General features: G+C 40.3%; 19 protein-coding genes and 1 pseudogene. 15 read left to right on the top strand and 5 right to left on the bottom strand.

Annotated elements, in window-relative coordinates; all coding sequences use genetic code 11:
* The first annotated feature begins 195 nt into the window (after positions 1-195).
* On the top strand, positions 196-1,281 hold the full coding sequence (gene aroC / locus L4C35_RS07800; RefSeq protein WP_428462366.1) for a chorismate synthase: 1,086 nt from the start codon (positions 196-198) through the stop codon (positions 1,279-1,281).
* 287 nt (positions 1,282-1,568) lie between these two features.
* Here aroC and L4C35_RS07795 read toward each other — a convergent pair whose 3' ends face one another.
* On the bottom strand, positions 1,569-2,225 hold the full coding sequence (locus tag L4C35_RS07795) for a trimeric intracellular cation channel family protein (RefSeq protein ID WP_428462365.1): 657 nt from the start codon (positions 2,223-2,225) through the stop codon (positions 1,569-1,571).
* Positions 2,226-2,493: 268 nt separating this feature from the next.
* On the opposite strand from L4C35_RS07795, the gene L4C35_RS07790 reads away from it, so the two are divergent.
* Entirely contained in the window at positions 2,494-3,030 is a 537-nt protein-coding gene (locus tag L4C35_RS07790; RefSeq protein ID WP_428462364.1) for an elongation factor P hydroxylase, read from the top strand.
* A gap of 31 nt (positions 3,031-3,061) precedes the next feature.
* Positions 3,062-3,322, top strand: coding sequence for a YfcL family protein (locus tag L4C35_RS07785; RefSeq protein WP_048900947.1), 261 nt, complete (start codon positions 3,062-3,064; stop codon positions 3,320-3,322).
* Positions 3,323-3,456: 134 nt separating this feature from the next.
* Here L4C35_RS07785 and L4C35_RS07780 read toward each other — a convergent pair whose 3' ends face one another.
* The 4 genes from L4C35_RS07780 to L4C35_RS07765 all read right to left on the bottom strand — a co-directional run bounded on the left by L4C35_RS07780 (position 3,457) and on the right by L4C35_RS07765 (position 7,704).
* Positions 3,457-5,658, bottom strand: a complete 2,202-nt coding sequence (locus L4C35_RS07780; protein ID WP_428462363.1) for a YjbH domain-containing protein — start codon at positions 5,656-5,658, stop codon at positions 3,457-3,459.
* Positions 5,658-6,503, bottom strand: a complete 846-nt coding sequence (locus L4C35_RS07775) for a capsule biosynthesis GfcC family protein (protein WP_428462362.1) — start codon at positions 6,501-6,503, stop codon at positions 5,658-5,660. Before L4C35_RS07775 ends, L4C35_RS07780 begins: the two co-directional genes overlap by 1 nt.
* A gap of 10 nt (positions 6,504-6,513) precedes the next feature.
* Positions 6,514-7,227, bottom strand: coding sequence for a YjbF family lipoprotein (locus L4C35_RS07770; RefSeq protein ID WP_428462361.1), 714 nt, complete (start codon positions 7,225-7,227; stop codon positions 6,514-6,516).
* A 171-nt stretch (positions 7,228-7,398) separates the two neighbouring features.
* Positions 7,399-7,704, bottom strand: coding sequence for a hypothetical protein (locus L4C35_RS07765; RefSeq protein WP_428462360.1), 306 nt, complete (start codon positions 7,702-7,704; stop codon positions 7,399-7,401).
* A gap of 624 nt (positions 7,705-8,328) precedes the next feature.
* Here L4C35_RS07765 and L4C35_RS07760 point away from each other — a divergent pair.
* From L4C35_RS07760 to L4C35_RS07705, 12 genes and pseudogenes are all read left to right on the top strand, one after another.
* The gene (locus L4C35_RS07760; RefSeq protein ID WP_428462359.1) at positions 8,329-9,507 is read left to right on the top strand and encodes a polysaccharide export protein; all 1,179 of its coding nucleotides are present in this window, start codon (positions 8,329-8,331) and stop codon (positions 9,505-9,507) included.
* A complete protein-coding gene (locus L4C35_RS07755; RefSeq protein ID WP_428462358.1) occupies positions 9,507-9,935 on the top strand; it encodes an arsenate reductase/protein-tyrosine-phosphatase family protein in 429 nt (142 codons plus the stop codon). The genes L4C35_RS07760 and L4C35_RS07755 overlap by 1 nt, the downstream gene beginning before the upstream one ends.
* 130 nt (positions 9,936-10,065) lie before the next feature.
* Positions 10,066-12,234, top strand: coding sequence for a polysaccharide biosynthesis tyrosine autokinase (locus L4C35_RS07750; protein ID WP_428462357.1), 2,169 nt, complete (start codon positions 10,066-10,068; stop codon positions 12,232-12,234).
* A 278-nt stretch (positions 12,235-12,512) separates the two neighbouring features.
* Entirely contained in the window at positions 12,513-13,628 is a 1,116-nt protein-coding gene (gene rfbB / locus L4C35_RS07745) for a dTDP-glucose 4,6-dehydratase (protein ID WP_428462356.1), read from the top strand.
* Complete coding sequence (gene rfbA, locus L4C35_RS07740) at positions 13,628-14,500, top strand: glucose-1-phosphate thymidylyltransferase RfbA (protein ID WP_428462355.1); 873 nt, start codon at positions 13,628-13,630, stop codon at positions 14,498-14,500. Before rfbB ends, rfbA begins: the two co-directional genes overlap by 1 nt.
* A complete protein-coding gene (gene rfbC, locus L4C35_RS07735) occupies positions 14,497-15,030 on the top strand; it encodes a dTDP-4-dehydrorhamnose 3,5-epimerase (RefSeq protein ID WP_428462354.1) in 534 nt (177 codons plus the stop codon). The genes rfbA and rfbC overlap by 4 nt, the downstream gene beginning before the upstream one ends.
* Position 15,031: 1 nt before the next feature.
* Entirely contained in the window at positions 15,032-15,847 is an 816-nt protein-coding gene (locus L4C35_RS07730; protein WP_428462353.1) for an SDR family oxidoreductase, read from the top strand.
* Between the two features lie 235 nt (positions 15,848-16,082).
* Positions 16,083-17,220: pseudogene (locus L4C35_RS07725) on the top strand (ISAs1 family transposase).
* A 219-nt stretch (positions 17,221-17,439) separates the two neighbouring features.
* Positions 17,440-18,669: an MATE family efflux transporter gene (locus tag L4C35_RS07720; protein ID WP_428462352.1), complete on the top strand. Its 1,230-nt coding sequence runs from the start codon at positions 17,440-17,442 to the stop codon at positions 18,667-18,669.
* Positions 18,653-19,168, top strand: coding sequence for an acyltransferase (locus L4C35_RS07715; protein WP_428462351.1), 516 nt, complete (start codon positions 18,653-18,655; stop codon positions 19,166-19,168). Before L4C35_RS07720 ends, L4C35_RS07715 begins: the two co-directional genes overlap by 17 nt.
* Complete coding sequence (locus L4C35_RS07710) at positions 19,155-19,715, top strand: acyltransferase (RefSeq protein ID WP_428462350.1); 561 nt, start codon at positions 19,155-19,157, stop codon at positions 19,713-19,715. The genes L4C35_RS07715 and L4C35_RS07710 overlap by 14 nt, the downstream gene beginning before the upstream one ends.
* Positions 19,716-20,513: glycosyltransferase family 2 protein (locus tag L4C35_RS07705; protein WP_428462349.1), on the top strand; the 798-nt coding region annotated here is incomplete at its 3' end.

Here is a 20,513-nt window from a genome sequence, read left to right as displayed (position 1 = left end):
GCGAGTAAACTTGCTCACTAACTTGTGATATTGAAAGGCTAAATACTTTGGTATTTAGCCTTTTTTGTCGCTGCTAAACAGACAAAACCTTGTAAATTATTTGGTATAGATTAGTCCTTGCAATCCCTTCGTCGAATTTGCACTATGTACTCATTAGAGATCACAGACATAGTCGGAAAGCAGACAGGGGAAGTAATGGCTGGCAATACAATTGGACAATTATTCCGAGTGACAACATTTGGTGAAAGCCACGGCCTAGCATTAGGCTGCATTATTGACGGTTGTCCTCCTGGACTTGCGCTTACCGAAGCGGATATGCAGCACGACTTAGATCGTCGTCGCCCAGGAACATCCAAATACACCACACAGCGTCGTGAACCAGACGAAGTGAAAATTCTATCGGGTGTGTTTGAAGGCCAAACCACAGGTACGTCTATCGGCCTGTTGATCGAAAATACCGATCAGCGCTCTAAAGACTATTCCAACATCCAAGATTTATTCCGCCCTGGCCATGCTGATTACACTTACCATCAAAAATATGGGGTACGTGATTACCGAGGTGGTGGTCGTTCGTCTGCCCGTGAAACCGCGATGCGGGTAGCGGCTGGGGCTGTTGCTAAGAAATACTTGAAGCAAGTACACGGCATTGAAGTGCGTGCTTACCTATCGCAAATGGGTGATGTAAAAATCGATAAAGTTGATTGGGATCAAATCGAACAAAACGCGTTCTTCTGCCCTGATGTCGATAAAGTCGACGCCTTTGATGAACTGATCCGTAACCTTAAAAAAGACGGCGATTCGATTGGCGCTAAACTAACGGTTGTGGCCAATAATGTCCCTGTTGGTTTGGGTGAACCTGTCTTTGATCGCTTAGATGCCGATGTGGCCCACTCGCTCATGAGTATTAACGCGGTCAAAGGTGTCGAAATTGGCGATGGCTTTGAGGTGGTGGAACAGCGTGGCAGTCAACACCGCGATGCGATGACACCAGAAGGCTTTAAAACCAACCACGCTGGTGGCATCTTAGGTGGAATTTCGTCTGGCCAAGATATTGTGGCGCACATTGCACTGAAACCAACCTCTAGCATTACCGTACCGGGCGAAACCATCACCAAGCAAGGTGAGAGTGCAGAAGTGATCACTAAAGGTCGTCACGATCCATGTGTCGGTATTCGCGCTGTGCCGATTGCTGAAGCCATGCTGGCGATTACTTTAATGGATCATTTACTGCGTCACCGTGGTCAGAATGCCGATGTGCGAACGGATACGCCTAAGATTTAGCGCTTAAACATGTAGGATAATACTGTTTAGCTAAATACTAGATATAGAAAAGGCGAGTCATTCATAATGGCTCGCCTTTTTATACCAATCTGGGTAAGTAAATGTTCAGTTGATTGCGCAGGAAAAAACACTGAGAACAAGGCGTAGATTGCAGATAGCTAGTTGTTCTATCTACAAAATCTATAACGCAGTTATCATTGATTTTAACCAGCAAGGACGATCAGTTACTTAATTAGATTGGTATTAGTTGGTACTGTTTTATCGATAGGTAGTTATAACATTAAGAGCTATTTAGTGTCAGTTACTGACTCTTTTGGCGCAACAACAATGCCTGTCTCATCATCAAGCTTGAACACAGGTAGGCTCCAACCCAGTTGTACCGCTGCCATTCGCGCGATAAAGCCAACCACTAAGGTTGCAACTGTCGCAATAAGCTCTGGCACTTCAAAGTACATCATGCCGAAATACATACCACCTGCAAGGAAGGCCACTGAAGCATACAGTTCTTTATGCAGCACCATAGGTTGGCGACGGCAAATTAAATCACGCAGTAAGCCACCAAAAATACCCGTTACAACTGCAGAGACGATACAGATAAGTGGGGGTAACCCCATGTCCATCGCAACACGACAGCCAATAATACTAAATACGATCAGACCAACAGCATCTAAAATCACGAAGATTTTGTGATAACGCATGACCCATTTAGCCACTAGCGTAGTAAATAAGCCCGCAAGGCAAGTGATCACTAGGTATTGTGGGTTTGCCACCCAGCCTAATGGGTAGTGACCTAATAGCACATCGCGCACCGTACCACCGCCGATTGCCGTTGCACTAGCAACTAACATAACACCAAACCAGTCCATATGACGTTTGCCTGCTGCAATCGCGCCAGTCATGGCTTCTGCCGTAATACCTATAATGTAGAGAGTTGTTAATAGCATGAGAAATAATCACTGAAAATAAGAAGGCTAACAATGGCTTGAATTGTAATTGTGATGCTGGTCATTATCGAATGAAAAGAAAAAGCGCATACATGAATTGAGCTCATGCTTAATTTGTCTTTTTATAAAGTGAGTTAATTGATTGAAGCTGCATATTTAAATTGAAGAATATAATTTGAGCGCTGGTCATACAATTTTGAGCTGCAGTAGACTTTAGCACGGAGTTTCCGCATCATAGCCGCAGTTATTGGCCACCTTACGCAGTAGAATGTCACACGATTACAACAACCTTATATCTGTATTTAATTGCACTTTTTTAGAACTGTACAATACAGAGCTGATTCTGGGCGGTGATGAGCCTATTTACCTTCCTGCTGACGATGAGCATCGCCACCACCGTATTATCTTCGCGCGTGGTTACTTTGCGTCAGGGCTGCATGAGATCGCACATTGGTGTATTGCAGGTCCTCAGCGCCGCTTATTGGAAGATTATGGCTACTGGTATGAACCCGATGGTCGAACTGAAGCGGTACAGGCTGAATTCGAAAAGGTCGAAATTAAGCCGCAGGCTATTGAGTGGATTTTAGCGGCCAGCTGCGGATTTGCGTTTAGCGTGAGTTGCGACAACTTGAGTGGTGATTGTGAGCCTGATAGGGTAGGCTTCACAGCGAAAGTACGAGAGCAGGTGTTTACCTATTTGAGTAACGGCATACCAGATCGAGCTAAGCTGCTATCGGATGCGCTGCGTAAACATTACGGTATTGCACCGCTAACGCAAGCGTGCTTTCCTGAACTAGTTTTATAAATATTTACGGTATCAAAGTAGAGAAATTTCTATGATCCAGCAATACGAAGAAAAATTGCTTACTCACATCGACCACATGGTTGAAACCGCTTCTGATGACGAGCTTTTTGCTGGTGGCTACTTACGTGGACACATCTCTTTATCTGCGGCGAACTGCGAACAAAATGACATTAACTGCGTTGAAGAAATGAAAAAAGCCGTTGAAGCGAGCATCGCACAGGCACAATCAGAGCTAAGCCCAGCCGATCAAGTGATCGTAAAAGCAATGTGGGAATCTTTGAAGAACGCTTAACTGCTCTACTCGTTTTTAGTGGTGTGTGTGCTCTGTTCAATACCGCTAAGCATTAAAAAAGCCAGACTCGTTAACGCGAGTCTGGCTTTTTGTTATTTTACGCTTAATCAAGTTGTCGTCAGTGCGATCTAGACTTATTGCGCCGCTCGGCTATACCAAGGTGATCGCGCATCTGTCATATCGTATAAGCTGTACTTACGATTTAGCATTTGGCCACCATCGCGAGTGAGCGGTACCCAAGAAACGGTCGCACGGTTGTTACTCGGTTTCACTGTCATCAAATCAAACGGAATCGACACATAGAAGCCTTTAGTAAAGCTACCTTCACCGAATTCTTCTGCTGATAGATTAGTGAAAGATGCAAATGCCCCCGCAATAACGCCGCTATCAAACTGTTTCGAGAAATCCACCGTCATCCCTTTATCTTCGGTTAAGTACTGGCCAGCACTTACTTTCAATAAAGTATCAGGCAAGAGACTCCACTGCGGTGTGTAATACACACTGGCATGACCAGTAACCGTGCCTGTTTGTACGCGATACGTTCGATTAGTACTTGGGTCGGTTTGAACTTCGTCTGTAAAGAAACCAAATTGTGAATTAGGATCACGCTGTTTCACATAGTTAACATCAAAACCAACTGCCCAGTTACTGTTCATTGGGCGATACAAGACTTCACCACCGATACCGCCAAACATCATTTCAAGATAACCGCCATAGGCTTGGCTATAGAAGTTATCACCAAAGTGATCCATCCAAGTTAATTGTAAGTTATCAAGGCGAATCGGGTTATCGCTGATATAGCTACGTACTAAGGTACGGACACGTTTCAGATCTGTACCATCAGGCGGTGGACCTTGGTACTTAAACTGGTCGTAGTTATCGTAGATGTTGAAATACACTGAGCCACTGGCTTCAATATGGTTGCCTAACCAGTAAGACGCATTAGCATTAATACCAACATTGAATAAGTAGAAAGCTTCTGGGCTACCGAATGATTGTTGTAGCGTAGGTGCGATACCCCAATCAAAGTCATTGTCTGCATCAGCGACTTGTCGTCCGTGTACTGACATAGGCGTTGTGGTTGAACTGCTGTCTTCTACTTTGGCGTTAATGTATTCATGATTAGCCACTTTAGCAAACTGCTCTGCATCAATACGGGTTTCAGTGGTAACTTGGTTATTATTAGTTTCAACCAAGCGGTATTCATCAACCTCAACGCCAGTATCTGCCAGCACCAAAGCAGCACGCTCATGGGCTTCATTGCGGTCACGGTATTTAGTTTGGTTACCAATAACGGTAATCGAGGACTTGTCGCCGGTTAGTGTGTCTTTCTCTTGTACGTAAATAGCAGCATCATCATAACCTGCATTGGTCGCAAGTTGCTCTTTCACGCGCTGCCAATCTGTTGTGCTGATATTGGCTTGTTGAGATGTCGGAGTGTAAGCTACTTTAGGCTCATCGTGCCAGGTGGTGGTTAAATCATTAAAGTTGGTACTTAAGTTAACCCCAAAGGTCCAAGTATTACCGCGTTCATAACTTAAACGCATGTCACCCCAGTTACCTAAACGATAGAGCGCACCATAGTTAATTTGGCTATCTTGTGGCATGTCGATACGACCACGAGTAACAGGGAAATCACTCTTATAGTCATTACCATCCCACTCGGCTTTTAAGCGAAGTGGCGACCAAGGTGTTTGGTATTCAACGCCACCAAATACAGCGGCGCAGCCAGTGAACCAGCGTTTATAATCGACTTGACCACCTTTACCTTTATAAGAAGTATCACGACCACAATCTCGGCCTGCTGCTTTATCGCCACTTAGATTCGCGCTGTTACCGATATAGCCCCAACCCACCCCTAAGGTAAAATCCAGCGGACCAACATGTTTGCTGGCGGCAATAAATTCGCCATCAAATAGGCCTGTGCCACCAATGTCTCGAAAACCAATCGAGGTTTCTGGTAGCCAGTAACTTTCTTCTAGCAAGCGAAATTTAACGTCTATGCCTTTATCGGTATATTTTGTTTGGCCACTAAACCCTTCGTCACCGCTATACAATAAATCTTGTACTAAGGTATAGCGGATGGTGGTTTCCATCCAAGGGAGCAGCTGAAGTGAAACCGTATAATGATGATATTCATCGTTATAGGTAGCGCCTAAGGTAAATTCACCTTCTTTGGCAACGCGCCCTGTTGGCATTTGCATCAAACCCACGCCACCAAAATCAGATTGTGAGGGGGTAAATGCAGGGGAATCAAACTCATCAGCTTGAACATGGCTAAGAGGCGCTAACGCAAGTGCTAACGCCGAAAGCGCAAAAGTGTTTGTTTTTTTCATTACAGTACTCGCTCCCTTAATAGGGAAACAACCGCTTGGTTTATATTATTAAACCCTGAAGCGTCAAAACCCAAATTATCCAATGGTGCCAGCCAGCCGCCAGTAAACGGTAGGTAAATAATTGCACCAGGGGCGACATCGTGGTGACGGTCATTCCAATAAGCAATAGGGTGTGTCTGAATTTTGCCATCAGGTTGGATCACAACCGCAGTATCATTTTCAGCAGTAGAAATAGCCTTAGCTTGATCTAGGTATTTGGCTGTCGATTGGCGTTGTTGCCACTTTACCGCCCCTACTTCTTTTACTGCGCCTAACACCCAAACTTGTTGCGAGCGAGCAGGTAATTGCAGTGTTAATTCACCTGATAATAACGGATTAGCACTGCTGATAATTCGGGCTTTATCGTAATCTAATTGAAGCGGCGCACGCTTTGCAAAGTGACTGTTAGCAATAAACTGATGCAATGCTGCTAGCGTTTTGTAGCGCTCATCATCTTGGTTAAATTCACTTTGTTTTTCTGCAATTAAAGCTAATAAAGCAGACTTTTCTTGTTCTAAAGGGTGAGTAAAAATAGCGGCTTGTAACCAATATACTGGCGTCGTTAGCAATGCGTGTTTAGCTATTTGTAATTGCGCATCTTTTAATACTTGCTCGGTGCGTACAGCACTCGCATAGTTAAGCGTGATTTGCTTGCGCTGACTTTTAACTTGGCTTTGGCCTTGATTTTGATCCTGAGCTTGACCTGTATGTATCTGTACTCTGGTATTTGCTGTCTCTGCATAAGTGGTTGAAGTTGCCAGCAAAGAAAAAGCGAGGATCAGCAAAGGGGTAAGTAACGATTTCATGATATTACCCTTAAGAAAATGGTTTCAAGATTGAAAATTCGACCACAGGCAAACCAGGCGCGAGCTGTTGGCGGCTTTTTATAACGGCCCCAGTTTTAGGATTTAGCCAAAATTCATTTTGGTAGCCTTGTCCTAAGCTTGGTACGTTAACCTCTTCCGTAAAGTACAAACTCTGAATCGGTTTTTCATTAACGACGATGACTTGCTCAGAACCGTTTGAGAATGTGGAATTAACGGTATAGCCAAAATGGTAACCTGGCTGCCAATCAAGGGTGCGAGTCCAAGTTTTAGGCGTTGAAGCTTGGTGTAAGCCCAACGCTAATGGATCCATGGTCGGGCTGGTGGTCGCCTCTAGGTTCCCTTGGGCGAGAGAGCCTGTTTTGGTAATACGGCCTGCTTGAGTAACAATTAAGCCACGATCGGCTGATAGCCATTTTAATTGTGGAGCAGTGCGGTCATTAGTCGAGTTCTGTGCGCTTACTATAATATCTTGCTCGGCAAAGGCTAATACCATGAAAGCTTGAGGGCCGTCACCGATACGCGCATACATACTGGCATAAGGCAGCTGGTTAATTGCTTGGGCTGTAAGCTGTGTATCATCGTCACCAAACAATGCTAACTTCGCAGTGTCGTTGACATCTTGGAACTTTTGACTACAGCCAGTGAGTAGTGTTAGGCATAAAAAAATCCCACCAAATGGGATTGTGAAGTGAGATCTTCGCATCCTAGCGCAACTTAAATTTTAAAAGGGTAAGAAAATAACCACACCCTATGCGATAGGGGTTTTATCGATAGTTAGAGGTGTGGTTCATTATATTCGTCGCTTGCTGACGGATTAATTAGTCAATCCGTCTGTCAACCTAGCAACTAGCAACTAGCAACTAGCAACTAGCAATTATGCTGCAGGTGCAGATACTGACGTTGTAGAGTTGTTGCTACCTGAATCAGCAACGGCAACTACTGCCACTGCTGCTGCTACGCCTACAGCGATACTTGTAGCAGTAACACCACCAACGGCTGCTGTTGTCGCTGCGGCTGTACCAGCTGCTGTGCCTGTTGCTGCTGTCGTTGTGCTTGCTGCTGCCGCTGTTGAAGTGGCTGTAGATGATGATGCGCCTGCAACACCTGCTGTCTCTGTTGCAGCAAGTGCTGAACCTGACATAGCAAGTGCCGCTAATACCACCAATGCTGTCTTTTTCATAAGTTGTCCTTGTTGTTCTAAAAACGTTATAAATAAACATAAAAAGAAGGAAGCCTTCTACCCACAATAATATGCGGTTATGCAGTGTTAAGCAATCACGTCTCTCATTCCTCTTGTGAATCATTAACTCAATTCAAAACATGTATTTCGTTGTGTTTTTTTAAAATAAGAATAAAAGCAAGGTGTTATTTTTAAATTGGATAATCAGCTGTCAATATGAAGACATTAAGGCTGAAAATAGAGAGGGTGTTTTGAGACCGAGCTCTAAAAAGTGGTTTTGATAGTCCTTTATTTTGGTAATTAAATTACGTAAAATACAGCCGTTAATTTGTTGTATCGAAAGATATGTATAACAAACTAGTTTAGATAAGAGGGCTAAATTTTTTAAAAGCCTTTTTTGTAGCACGACAAATTGGCAGGTTAAGGTCTAGTACTGTTCTTTAAGTGAAGATCAAGTGAAGACATAAAATATGCAGATTCATTTTCGATAGCAGATTGGGGGCTGACATCCCAAGGGCGGTAGCGTACTTAAATTGTGGGAGCTGGTGTATAAGCCTCAGTGTAAAGAGTAACTAAAACCCCCTGCTAATCCCTTCATCATCTTTACTATAACGATATAATCTCATGGATTTTAAGAAAAAATTACTCATTACTGCAATGACATCCTCCTTGCTGGTAGGCTGTGCTGTGCCTGGTTCACATCTAGAACTTGATAATAAAAATATTATTGAGCCAGAGCAGACGGATACAAGCACCGAAAATAGCATTGATGATCGCGTCAATGTTTACCCTTTAACCACGCAGTTAGTTGGTCAACTTAAAGCACCTAAAACCCAGTCTAGAACGAATCCTAGCTTAGATGCCCAACTAACCCGATACCAATACCGCGTAGGCCCAGGGGATATCCTTAATGTCACTATTTGGGACCACCCTGAACTAACCATACCTGCGGGCTCTTACCGTAGTTCAAGCGAATCAGGTAACTGGGTTCATGCTGATGGCACTATTTTTTACCCCTATATCGGTTTAGTGAAAGTCGAAGGCAAAACCGTTACCCAAATTCGTGATGAAATGGCACGCCGATTAGCCAAGTTTATTGAAGCGCCGCAAGTCGATGTGAACGTTGCCGCGTTTCGCTCTCAAAAAACCTACATTACAGGCGAAGTGAATAAACCTGGCCAACAAGCCATTACTAACGTGCCATTAACCCTGCTTGATGCCGTTAACCGTGCGGGTGGCTTAAATACCGATGCGGATTGGCGCAATGTGACCTTAACGCGCAACGGTGTTGAACAAAGCCTGTCATTACATGCGCTGATGCAACGTGGTGATTTAATGCAAAATCGCCTGCTTGAACCTGGCGATATTGTGCATGTACCGCGTAACGATGCACAAAAAGTCTTTGTTATGGGCGAAGTGAAAGAGCCTAAATTGCTTAAAATTGATCGTGCTGGCATGAGCTTAACGGAAGCATTAAGTGGTGTAGGTGGCATTAACGAACTTGAAGCCGATGCGACAGGTATTTTTGTTATTCGTAGCACCCTAAATCAGCAAGCGGCTAATCAAGAGCTGCAAGAACAACAAACAAGTAATCAGGGAACAGTCGCCAATATTTATCAACTAAATATTAAAGACGCGTCAGCATTGGTTATTGGTACTGAATTTGATCTACAGCCTTACGATATTGTCTATGTGACAGCAGCGCCAATCTCGCGTTGGAACCGTGTAGTAAGGCAATTAATGCCAACAATTTCAGGGTTTAATAACCTAACCGAAGGTGTTAACCGAGTGAGGGTTTGGTAATGTTTGATAAAATTTTGGTGGTATGTGTGGGCAATATTTGCCGCTCCCCCTCTGGCGAGTACATGCTCAAAAAATTGCTGCCAACAAAAGATATTGCTTCCGCTGGGGTTGGCGCCCTAGTTGGTAAGCCTGCCGATAAAATGGCAGCGCAAGTCGCACAAGAACATGGTGTTAGCTTAGACGGGCATATCGCACAGCAAGTGACTAGTGATTTGTGCCGTGACTATGACCTGATTTTAGTGATGGAAAAAGGCCATATCGACGCAGTGGCCAATATTGCACCTGAGGCGCGTGGTAAAACCATGCTATTTGGACAATGGATAGGGCAACAAGATATTCCTGATCCATACCGCCAGAGCCGAGAGGCCTTTGATCATGCTTATGCATTAATTGATGATGCCGCACAAGCATGGGCGAAAAAGTTATAAATAGCGTCTTGTTTAGTTAATAAACAAGCCTCTAGTTATTGCAAAAAAAGATTGTAAGAAAGATTGCAAAAAAACACGAAAATACAGCTTAGCTGTGTTTACACAACAATACTCATTATTGGAATTAACAATGAGCATTTCTCAAAACTTGCCACCGAAACAACCTGAGTCTGATGAAATTGATTTAGGGAAATTGTTCGGTATTTTAGTTGATAGTCGCTGGATGATTATTGCTATCACCATTATTTTCAGTGTTGTTGGGGTATGTTATGCCTTACTCGCAACGCCTGTTTATAAAGCGGATGCGTTATTGCAAGTCGAAACAAAAAGCAGCGGTATGCCAGCGCTTGGTGACATGGGGGAGCTATTTGCCCAAGAGTCATCGGCGACCACAGAAATTGAGATCATTAAATCTCGGATGGTATTAGGTGAAACAGTTGATAAGCTCAACCTAACAACGGTTGCTGTACCTAATTATTTCCCTGTTATTGGCAAAGGTTTAGCGCGAATTACGGGTAATGAGTCATCTATTTCGATCGCTCGTTTTGACATTCCTAAATACGTAGAAGAGCCAAACTTCACTTTAGTGGTTACTGATTCAGAGGCTGGCGCATTTACACTGATTGACAGCAACGAGCGTGAAGTGCTGACCGGTAAGGTTAATGAATTAGCGCAAAATGGTGATTACCGTCTGTTTGTGACAGCGCTAGTTGGTGAGCTTGATAGTGAGTTTACGCTTGCTAAGCGTTCACGTTTAGATGCCATTCAAGCTCTACAACAAGGTTTAGCGGTTAGTGAACGCGGTAAACAAACGGGTATTTTACAGCTTTCACTTACCGGTGAAAATCGCGCTAACATTGAACGTGTTTTAAATGATATTAGCCAAAATTATTTTCTACAAAATGTAGAGCGTAACTCTGCTGAAGCAGAAAATAGCTTGGCATTTTTGCGCACGCATTTACCTGATATTAAATCACAATTAATTACAGCTGAAGATAAGCTAAACCGCTTTCGCCAAGCCAATGACTCGATAGATCTCGGCTTAGAAGCGAAATCAACACTTGAGGTAATGGTAAAGCTAGAAGCGCAATTAAACGAGCTGACATTTAAAGAAAGTGAAATTTCACAACGCTTTACCAAAGAACACCCAGCTTACAGTGCTTTATTAGAAAAACGCCAAACCTTATTAGGTGAACGTGAGCGATTAAATAAGCAAGTACAAAAACTGCCTAAAACCCAGCGTGAAATACTGCGTATGACGCGTGATGTTGAAGTAAACCAGCAGATTTACGTTCAACTGCTTAATAAAGTACAAGAGCTGAATATTGTTAAAGCCAGCACTGTCGGCAATGTACGCATTTTGGATGTAGCACAATCTTACACTCGTGCGGTTAAACCGAAGAAACCTCTGAGTGTAGTTCTAGCTACTTTATTGGGCGGTATGCTTTCTGTTGCGATTGTACTACTTAAAGCAGCTTTCCACCGTGGTGTTGAAAACCCTGATGATATCGAAGCCTTAGGCTTGCCTGTATACGCCAGTGTGCCTATGTCGGATTGGCAAACTGAGATAGAGAAGAAACGTGGTAACAAAAAAACACTATTACCGGTAGATCAAACTTTGCTTGCCGTTTCTAACCCTGCTGACTTATCCATTGAAGCGCTGCGAAGCCTACGTACCAGTTTGCACTTCGCAATGATGGAAGCAAAAAACAATATTTTAATGATCTCGGGCCCAAGTCCTGGCATTGGTAAATCGTTTGTTTCGTCGAACATGGCTGCAGTCGTTGGCAAAGCGGGTCAACGCGTATTGGTTATTGATGCCGATATGCGTAAAGGCCGAATGGAGCAGCAATTAGCAGTAGAGAATAAAATAGGTTTGTCCGATTTTCTTTCAGGTCAAACAAGTATTGAAAGCCTGATTAAAAAACCAGGCGTTGATAATTTAGACTTTATAACCCGTGGTAACGTACCACCTAATCCATCTGAGCTTTTAATGCACCCGCGTTTTAAAGAGCTAATGGATTGGGCTTCTGAAAATTACGACATTGTTATCGTCGATACGCCGCCGATTCTAGCGGTAACCGATCCTGCTATTGTAGGTGCTCACGCTGGTACTACCTTATTGGTTGGTCGCTTTGGTCAGAATACAGCGAAAGAAATTGCAGTGACAAAACAACGCTTTGAGCAGAACGGCATAGAAGTGAAAGGCTTTATCCTGAATGCCGTAGTACGCAAAGCAAGTAGTTATTATGGTGGTAACTACGGGTACTATAATTATAGTTATGAGTCCCAAAAATAACGTAAAGCTATGGGTTTAATACAAAGAGAGGTGCTATATGCGCCTTTCTTTTGGCTGTTTTTTGGTGTGACCTATTGGGACCCTTACTTAAAAACAAGCAAAACCCAAGGTTTATAAGGGCTAGCTCGCAATGGGCTGTCTCAAAATGAAATAAATCTGTCTCAGTCTTAAATGAATAACTGAGAACAACTTTTCAATAAATACAATGAAAAATCCCCTTCAGCGCAAAATATGTTTTTGCATCATGGATAGTATCAATTTAAAGTAGGCTTAAATTAGTGAAAATTCTAGTTACCGGAGGCGCAGGTTTTATCGGCTCTGCAGTCGTGCGTCATATTATTGAAAACACAACAGACAGTGTTGTGAATGTGGATTGCCTGACATACGCAGGTAACTTAGAGTCGCTTATCTCTGTAGAAACAAGCGAGCGTTATACGTTTGAGCAAGTTAACATTTGTGACCGAGCGGCGCTTGATCGCGTGTTTACTCAACATCAACCTGATGCGGTCATGCATTTGGCGGCAGAAAGTCATGTAGACCGCTCTATCACTGGGCCAGCTGCGTTTATTGAAACCAATATTGTAGGAACGTACACCCTACTTGAAGCGACGCGCGATTATTGGAATCAGTTGGATGATTCGACAAAACAAGCGTTTCGTTTTCACCACATCTCGACCGATGAGGTGTATGGTGATTTACCACATCCTGATGAACTGGAAAGTGGTACTGAGCCTCCAGCAAATGAAAAGCTGCCGATGTTTTTGGAGACGACTTCGTATGAGCCATCGAGCCCATATTCAGCGTCAAAAGCATCAAGTGACCATTTAGTACGCGCATGGTTAAGAACCTATGGTTTACCAACAATGGTTACCAATTGTTCTAACAACTATGGCCCTTATCATTTCCCTGAAAAACTGATCCCACTAGTGATCCTTAACGCTCTTGAAGGTAAAGATCTTCCGATTTACGGTAAAGGCGATCAGATCCGTGATTGGCTGTTTGTAGAAGATCACGCTCGCGCACTGTACAAAGTAGTAACCGAAGGTAAGGTTGGCGAGACTTACAATATCGGTGGCCACAACGAGAAGCAAAACCTCGAAGTAGTGCAAACCATTTGCTCAATTTTAGATACGCTAGTGCCAAAAGCAACGGCGTATGCGCAGCAAATAACTTACGTGCAAGACCGCCCTGGTCATGATAGACGCTATGCGATTGACTCAAGCAAAATGCAACGTGAGTTAGATTGGACGCCAGTAGAGACTTTTGAAACAGGACTAAAGAAAACGGTTCAATGGTACTTAGATAACAGTGAATGGTGCCAACATGTCCAAGATGGCAGTTATCAACGTGAGCGCTTAGGCGTCGAGTCAGCAGAAATTAAGGGAAGTAAATAATGAAAGGGATTGTTCTAGCTGGTGGTTCAGGTACGCGTCTTTACCCATTAACGCGTGGTGTATCAAAACAATTGCTACCTATCTACGATAAACCAATGGTGTTTTACCCGATTTCTACGCTAATGCTGGCCGGGATTAAAGACATTTTAATCATTACAACCCCTGAAGATAATGCCGGTTTTAAGCGCTTATTGGGTGATGGCTCTGATTTTGGTATTAACCTTGAGTATGCAATTCAACCAAATCCTGACGGCTTAGCACAAGCCTTTATTATTGGTGAAGAGTTCATCGGTGATGATCGTGTGTGTTTAGTGCTTGGCGATAATATATTTTATGGGCAGTCATTTTCAAAAACATTGAAAAAAGCAGCTTCGTGTGAATTAGGCGCAACGGTATTTGGATATCAAGTTAAAGATCCAGAACGTTTTGGAGTGGTTGAATTTGATAAAAATATGAAGGCTCTCTCAATTGAAGAAAAACCAGAAATACCAAAGTCAAATTATGCAGTCACAGGTCTCTATTTCTATGACAACAATGTCGTTGAAATGGCAAAGCAAGTGAAGCCCTCTCATCGTGGCGAATTGGAAATTACCACGTTGAATGAGATGTATCTTAACGATGGTTTGTTAAATGTAGAGCTGTTAGGTCGTGGTTTTGCGTGGTTAGATACTGGAACACATGAAAGCTTGCATGAAGCATCATCGTTTGTTCAAACTATTGAAAATGTTCAGGGTTTAAAAGTGGCCTGTTTGGAAGAGATAGCTTGGCGTAATGGTTGGCTAAGTGATGAAAAACTATTGATGATAGCTAAACCAATGATTAAAAATGACTATGGAATATATTTAACAAACTTAGTTGAGACTAGAAAATGAAAATAGAAAAAACAGGCTTAAATGACTGCTATTTAATCAAGCCGAAAGTTTTTAGCGATGCAAGAGGTTTCTTTTTCGAAAGTTACCAAAAGGAGAGGTATTCAAATGGCTTAGGTATATTGTACGAATTTGTGCAAGATAATATTTCAAAATCAGATAGAGGCGTACTTAGAGGTCTTCATTTTCAAATAAATAAGCCACAAGGTAAACTGGTTAGTGTGATTCAAGGTTCCGTTTATGATATAGCTGTTGATCTTAGACCTGAATCATCAACATATGGAAAATGGATTGGTGAAGTGCTAAGTGGAAACAATAAAAATCAACTATTGATACCGCCAGGTTTTGCGCATGGATTTATTACTTTAGAAAATGATACAGTTTTTAGTTATAAGTGTACGGACTATTACGATTCAAATGACGAAGGGGGAATAATTTGGAATGACCCAACGTTGAATATAAATTGGGGAACTAACGAACCAATAGTATCAGAGAAAGATAATACTCTTCCTTATTTCAAAGAGATTTTTTGATATGAGTAAAGTTACAATATTCGGAAGCAGCGGGTTTGTGGGTTCCAATCTTAAAACTAAATTAGATGAACTAGGTTTTGATGTATATTGTCCAAGCCGTGAAGATTCAGATTTCAACTCAAATGAAGATCTAGGTGTAGTTGTATATTGCTCTGGGAACGGGAATTGTGGGAGTGAACCATTAAGTGTATTAAATGCAAATGTTAATAGATTGACAGATGTATTATGCCTTGATAATTATAAAAGAATAATTTATTTGTCATCAACAAGAATTTATATGGGATCAAATTCATCTAATGAATTTAGTGATAATGTAGTAAAGGAAAGTGATGATAGAATTTTATTTAATTTGACGAAAATGATAGGAGAAGAACTTTGTCTTAAGTTAGGTAGAGATCCAATAGTCCTTCGACCGTCTAATATATATGGATTAGCAAAGAATAGTAAATTGTTTCTTCCTTCGATTACACGAGATGCAATTAATAAAAAAGAAGTTAATATGTATGTATCTCCAAGTTATTCAAAAGACTATATATCTGTGAATGATTTAGTTTCTGTGATTGTTCAGCTTATAATTAAAGAAAAAATAAACAAAAGGGTGCTAAATGTTGCTTATGGTAAGAATGTAACAGCCCAAAATATTGTAAATGTCTTGATTGATAAAACAAAATGCAATGTAAATTGGATAACAAAGAGTGAAGATGATTATTTTCCTGAAACAGAAATAACTGAACTTAAATCAGAGGTATCATTTGAACCATCATCAGTGATTGAAGATCTAGAAAAATTAATAGATGATTTTAAGGAAGTAATCTAAATATATTATAAGTTACGTATCAGGGAAACCGCATGAAGGTCGTTGATATATAAGGGCTGCGGTGATGCTCAGGGCAAGATCATGAAGAACCCTTATTCTGAAAGGGCTCTGCCGCTGTTGAAGTTTAATTAAAACTACAGTTTACTGCACAAAACTGCAATCCCAATTAGGATCAATTTGACGATCTATATCAGCTGTGATCATATACTTATCTTTCAGTATATGGATATCATTCATGAACGGACTTAGCCTTTTGGATCATATTTCAATAATCAAAGACCCACGGCAATAGTGGAAAATAGAACACAAATTGACAGACATTATATTTTTGTCGATTGTCGATTGTCGCTGTTATTGGTGGTGCTGATGGTTGGGAAGAAATACAAGATTTTGGTGAAGACCACCTTGATTGGCTCAAGCAATATGGCGATTTTGAGAGTGGCACTCCCGTCCATGTCACTATTGCTAGAGTGATGGGGATGATATCAGCTAAACAGATGCAAAAGTGCTTTGCTCTGTGGATGGATGACTGTCACCAAGCGACTGACGGTGATGTCATTGCGATTGATGGTAAAACTCTGCGAGGCACTTATGATAAAGGAAGGCGTCAAGGCGCAATCCATATGGTGAGCGCCATTAGTGCAGCTAATCAAGTTGTTATTGGGCAGGTTAAAACATCAGAGAAATCGAATGAAATCACCGCTATTCCTGAACTTCTGAAGTTACTCGACATACATGGATGTCTTGTCACTATTGATGCTATGGGCTGTCAGCGTGATATCGCTAAGACCATAGTCGAGAAAGGTGCAGATTATTTATTGGCGGTAAAAGGTAATCAAAAGCGCTTAGAGAAGGCCTTTAATGACTACTTTAGAATGGAGATGCTGCAAAACTTCGAAGGAAGTTCATACAGTACTCAGGAAGAAGGGCATGGTCGTAAAGAAACCCGCGTAGCGTTAGTTAATGAAGATTTATCGGTACTGGGTGATATTGCTTATGATTGGCCAGAATTAAAAGTAATGGGTATCGTTGCATCTATTAGGCAAGTTGGAGATATTCCCGCAGAGGATATATCGATTCGATATTACATTAGCTCTAAGAAACTAGATGCAAAAACGTTGCTTGAATCTAGCTGCTCACATTGGTCGATTGAGGTTCAATTGCATTGGAAACTGGATGTTGGCATGAATGAAGATGCATGCAGAATAAGGCGAGATGAAGCGGGTGAAAACTTTGCTGCAATTCGTCATATTGCATTAAATCTATTAAATGCAGATAAATCCTTTAAAGCAGGTTTAAAAATAAAGCGAACACGGGCAGGTAGAAATAATAGCTACCTATCTGGAGTCCTTATGGGGCAAGGAGCTTCGTAATCTTGCCCTGAGTTCGAAGTTATTTCAATTATATTGGATTGTTGATTTTATGATTTCCCAAATAATTTTCTTTCTAATAATGAACATTAGGAGGTTAACATTAAATTTTTTAAAAATTCAGCAGCGAATGTTATAAGTGGGTTTTCATCTGTTATTGTTAATCTGACTATTTCACCAATTCTTGTTCGAAATCTGACAATTAGCGAGTTTAATTCATGGATGTTTGTTGCACAGGTTTCAAGTATTGTAGCATTATTTACATTTGGATTGCAGACTGCTGTTGGACGATACATAACATTAGTTGGAGATAACGAAGAGGATAGTAAAGAAATATTATCAATCTCAACATCTCTAGCTATAAAGTTGTCGATGATTGCAATTGCGATATCTGGTTTGATCACGTTGGGTGTATATGTTTTTGGTGATAGTGTAGAATATAAACCACTAATAGAAAACTGGTATATAATGTTCATTTTTTTACTTGGTACGGTATTGTTTATACCTTCATCAATAACAAATGGTTACTATATTGGTTTGCAAAAAAATGTAGTTATTGCCAAAATTAATATATCTATAAGAATTATTCAAGGGATTCTTATTGCATATACTTCAAGTTTTGGATTAATGATGATGAGTGTTTCATATTTCATTTCTCAAATAATGTATTTTAGCATATCTTTGGTTTTAGTTAATTCTGAAATAAAAGTAAGAGAATTGCTAACATATAGTGTCGATGTAAGAAAATATACAGACTTTGTTGGTTTTTGTACAACGTTGGCATTTTGGAATCTTTCGCTATATCTTACATCAGGCATAGATGGGTTTATTGTTGGTGTGTTTGATGTGAAAAATATTGGTTATTTTTCACTATCATCCATGCTCGTTATGGCTTTTGTGGCTTTTTGCAATTCAGCATATAGCCCTCTGATTCAAACCTTTACAAAAAAGTATAATGCTAATGATGAAGAAGGGGTTATTAAAATATTTAAAATGGCAACGATTTCTATAGTTGTTGTTTTTGTAATTGCTAATGTAATTAGCATGAATGCATCTAATTATTTCATTGATTTTTGGTTAGGTGTTAATGCTAGTGAATATGTGACTCCAATATTCATTTTAGCATTTTTGGCTAATTCAATTCGTTTGATAGGTATACCTTTTGGGTTAATGTTAATATCACATGGTGAGCATAAAAGAGTTAAGAATCTACCGCTATTTGAAGGCCTGTTTAATTTGGTTGTAAGTTTGATTCTTGTTAATGTTTATGGTGTTTATGGGGTCCTTATTGCAACAACAATATCTTCACTTGGAATACTTCTTTTATATTCTACAAAGATATACAACAGTGTGTTCAAATATAATATTTCAAAGTATGAGTTGATGGCTTATATGTTTATCACTCCATTGTTAATTTCCTTATGGTTTTTGTTTCATGATTTTAATAAATAAAATATTTAGACTAATATATGATAATAAAAAAAATGTCTTTTTAGATAAAAGCTCTTTTTTACATAATTGGGGGAGTTTTTATACAAAGGATCTTAGTGATGTAGAATTAAAAGGTATTAAGGTTGGTCGACGGAGTTATATCGGTCGATATTTTAACTTACACACATCATCTCAAATAATAATTGGTGAAGATTGTGTAGTGAGCGATTATGTTTATATTTCTACTGTATCTCATGGAATTGATCCCCAAAAAGGGCCGATCATTAAGCAAGAATGGATTGATGAAGGTGAGATTATAATCGGCGATAATTGTTTTATTGGATTTTCAGCGAGGATACTTCCGAATGTAAAGCTAGGTGAGTGGTGTATAATTGCAGCAAATGCAGTGGTAACAAAAAGCTTTCCAAGCTATACGATGCTTGCTGGTTGTCCAGCTAGAGTTATCAAAAAGTATAATCTGGAATCAGAAAGATGGGAGGCTATAAATGAAGATATTTAGGAAAATTCATACTCGATTTGTTTTTCTGTGGTCTAAGTATTATTGGGCCAATAAATTTAATAAATTTGGTGAGGGAACTAAAATTTATTCTCCTTATATGATTTCAAATAGTTCGCGTATTAGTTTGGGGCGAGGTGTGCTAATTCGGAAGGGGGTACGTCTAGAAGTTGTTGATCCTCAGGACGATATTGTGATTTTTATTGGTAACAACGTAAATGTTGAGCAAAATGTGCACATCGTAGCTAGAGGGAGGATCGATATTGGAGATAATGTTTCAATTACTGGTAATTCATCAATAGTTGATATAATACATCCATATTCATCGGAAGAAAAATTAGGGAAAAAAATTGGTGAGTTAATCTTAGATAAAAGGAATGATGTTAAGATTGGGAGTGGAAGTTTTTTGGGGTTTGGCTGCCATATATGCCCGGGAGTAACCTTAGGAAAGGGCTGTGTTGTGGGTGCTAATGCAGTAGTTACAAAAAGCTTCCCTGATTACTCAGTAATAGCTGGTGTTCCAGCAAAATTGATAAAAAAGTATAAGTAGATGTGTGACCATATAGCTTTAATAATTGTGTTGTATAATGCAGAAGAATGTATTGATGACTTTGTAAGTAGCTTGAATATCCAGTGCTTTAAGAAATATACAATTTTTGTTGTCGATAATAGTGATGATGACAATGCAATTAAAAAATTAGCAGCTCTTTGTTTGGAAAATAAGCTGAAACTAAATAGCTTTCAAATGGATGAAAATGTAGGCGTTGCGGCGGCAAACAACTTTGGAATTAAAAAGGCTACAGAATATGGATTTAGTCGTTATTTAGTTCTTAATTACGATATTGAAATAAAAGATCCGTTTTTTCTAGATAAAATAATAAAGCGTGCAAGTGAAGGTAAGAAGTTAATTACCACACCAAGTTATTTTTATGGCACAGAGGATTATTGGTTTGGTGGTGGGGTATTTCTAAGGAATAAAGGTAATACACAGCATCTGCATTTTAAAGAGAGTAGTGATAATGTTAAATTAGAAAGTAATACTGAATATGCACCGACTACTATGATGTATATAGATAAAGATGTTATCGAAAAAGTTGGATATTTTGATGAAGATTACTTTGTGTATTTTGATGATAGTGATTTTATTTTCAGGTGTAACAAAATGAAATATCAGGTATTTATGGAGAACGAAACCTCATATTATCACAAGGTTAGTCAATCGACAGGTAATGATAGTTGCTTTTATACATATTATATGTCTAGAAATAGACTCATCTTTATTAATAAAAACTATAATGGCATTAAAAAAATTGTTCCATTGCTTTATACTCTTTTAACATATATATAC

The sequence above is a fragment of the Photobacterium kagoshimensis genome, assembly GCF_050337045.1.
Classification (GTDB): domain Bacteria; phylum Pseudomonadota; class Gammaproteobacteria; order Enterobacterales; family Vibrionaceae; genus Photobacterium; species Photobacterium kagoshimensis.
This window is presented reverse-complemented; position numbering and strand designations above follow the sequence as displayed.

What these genes read in the sequence shown, in the direction of transcription:
- aroC (WP_428462366.1), top strand. Translation starts at nt 196, where the DNA reads ATGGCTGGCAATACAATTGGACAATTATTCCGAGTGACAACATTTGGT.
- L4C35_RS07795 (WP_428462365.1), bottom strand. Translation starts at nt 2,225, where the DNA reads ATGCTATTAACAACTCTCTACATTATAGGTATTACGGCAGAAGCCATG.
- L4C35_RS07790 (WP_428462364.1), top strand. Translation starts at nt 2,494, where the DNA reads ATGTCACACGATTACAACAACCTTATATCTGTATTTAATTGCACTTTT.
- L4C35_RS07785 (WP_048900947.1), top strand. Translation starts at nt 3,062, where the DNA reads ATGATCCAGCAATACGAAGAAAAATTGCTTACTCACATCGACCACATG.
- L4C35_RS07780 (WP_428462363.1), bottom strand. Translation starts at nt 5,658, where the DNA reads ATGAAAAAAACAAACACTTTTGCGCTTTCGGCGTTAGCACTTGCGTTA.
- L4C35_RS07775 (WP_428462362.1), bottom strand. Translation starts at nt 6,503, where the DNA reads ATGAAATCGTTACTTACCCCTTTGCTGATCCTCGCTTTTTCTTTGCTG.
- L4C35_RS07770 (WP_428462361.1), bottom strand. Translation starts at nt 7,227, where the DNA reads ATGCGAAGATCTCACTTCACAATCCCATTTGGTGGGATTTTTTTATGC.
- L4C35_RS07765 (WP_428462360.1), bottom strand. Translation starts at nt 7,704, where the DNA reads ATGAAAAAGACAGCATTGGTGGTATTAGCGGCACTTGCTATGTCAGGT.
- L4C35_RS07760 (WP_428462359.1), top strand. Translation starts at nt 8,329, where the DNA reads ATGGATTTTAAGAAAAAATTACTCATTACTGCAATGACATCCTCCTTG.
- L4C35_RS07755 (WP_428462358.1), top strand. Translation starts at nt 9,507, where the DNA reads ATGTTTGATAAAATTTTGGTGGTATGTGTGGGCAATATTTGCCGCTCC.
- L4C35_RS07750 (WP_428462357.1), top strand. Translation starts at nt 10,066, where the DNA reads ATGAGCATTTCTCAAAACTTGCCACCGAAACAACCTGAGTCTGATGAA.
- rfbA (WP_428462355.1), top strand. Translation starts at nt 13,628, where the DNA reads ATGAAAGGGATTGTTCTAGCTGGTGGTTCAGGTACGCGTCTTTACCCA.
- rfbC (WP_428462354.1), top strand. Translation starts at nt 14,497, where the DNA reads ATGAAAATAGAAAAAACAGGCTTAAATGACTGCTATTTAATCAAGCCG.
- L4C35_RS07730 (WP_428462353.1), top strand. Translation starts at nt 15,032, where the DNA reads ATGAGTAAAGTTACAATATTCGGAAGCAGCGGGTTTGTGGGTTCCAAT.
- L4C35_RS07720 (WP_428462352.1), top strand. Translation starts at nt 17,440, where the DNA reads ATGTTTGTTGCACAGGTTTCAAGTATTGTAGCATTATTTACATTTGGA.
- L4C35_RS07715 (WP_428462351.1), top strand. Translation starts at nt 18,653, where the DNA reads ATGATTTTAATAAATAAAATATTTAGACTAATATATGATAATAAAAAA.
- L4C35_RS07710 (WP_428462350.1), top strand. Translation starts at nt 19,155, where the DNA reads ATGAAGATATTTAGGAAAATTCATACTCGATTTGTTTTTCTGTGGTCT.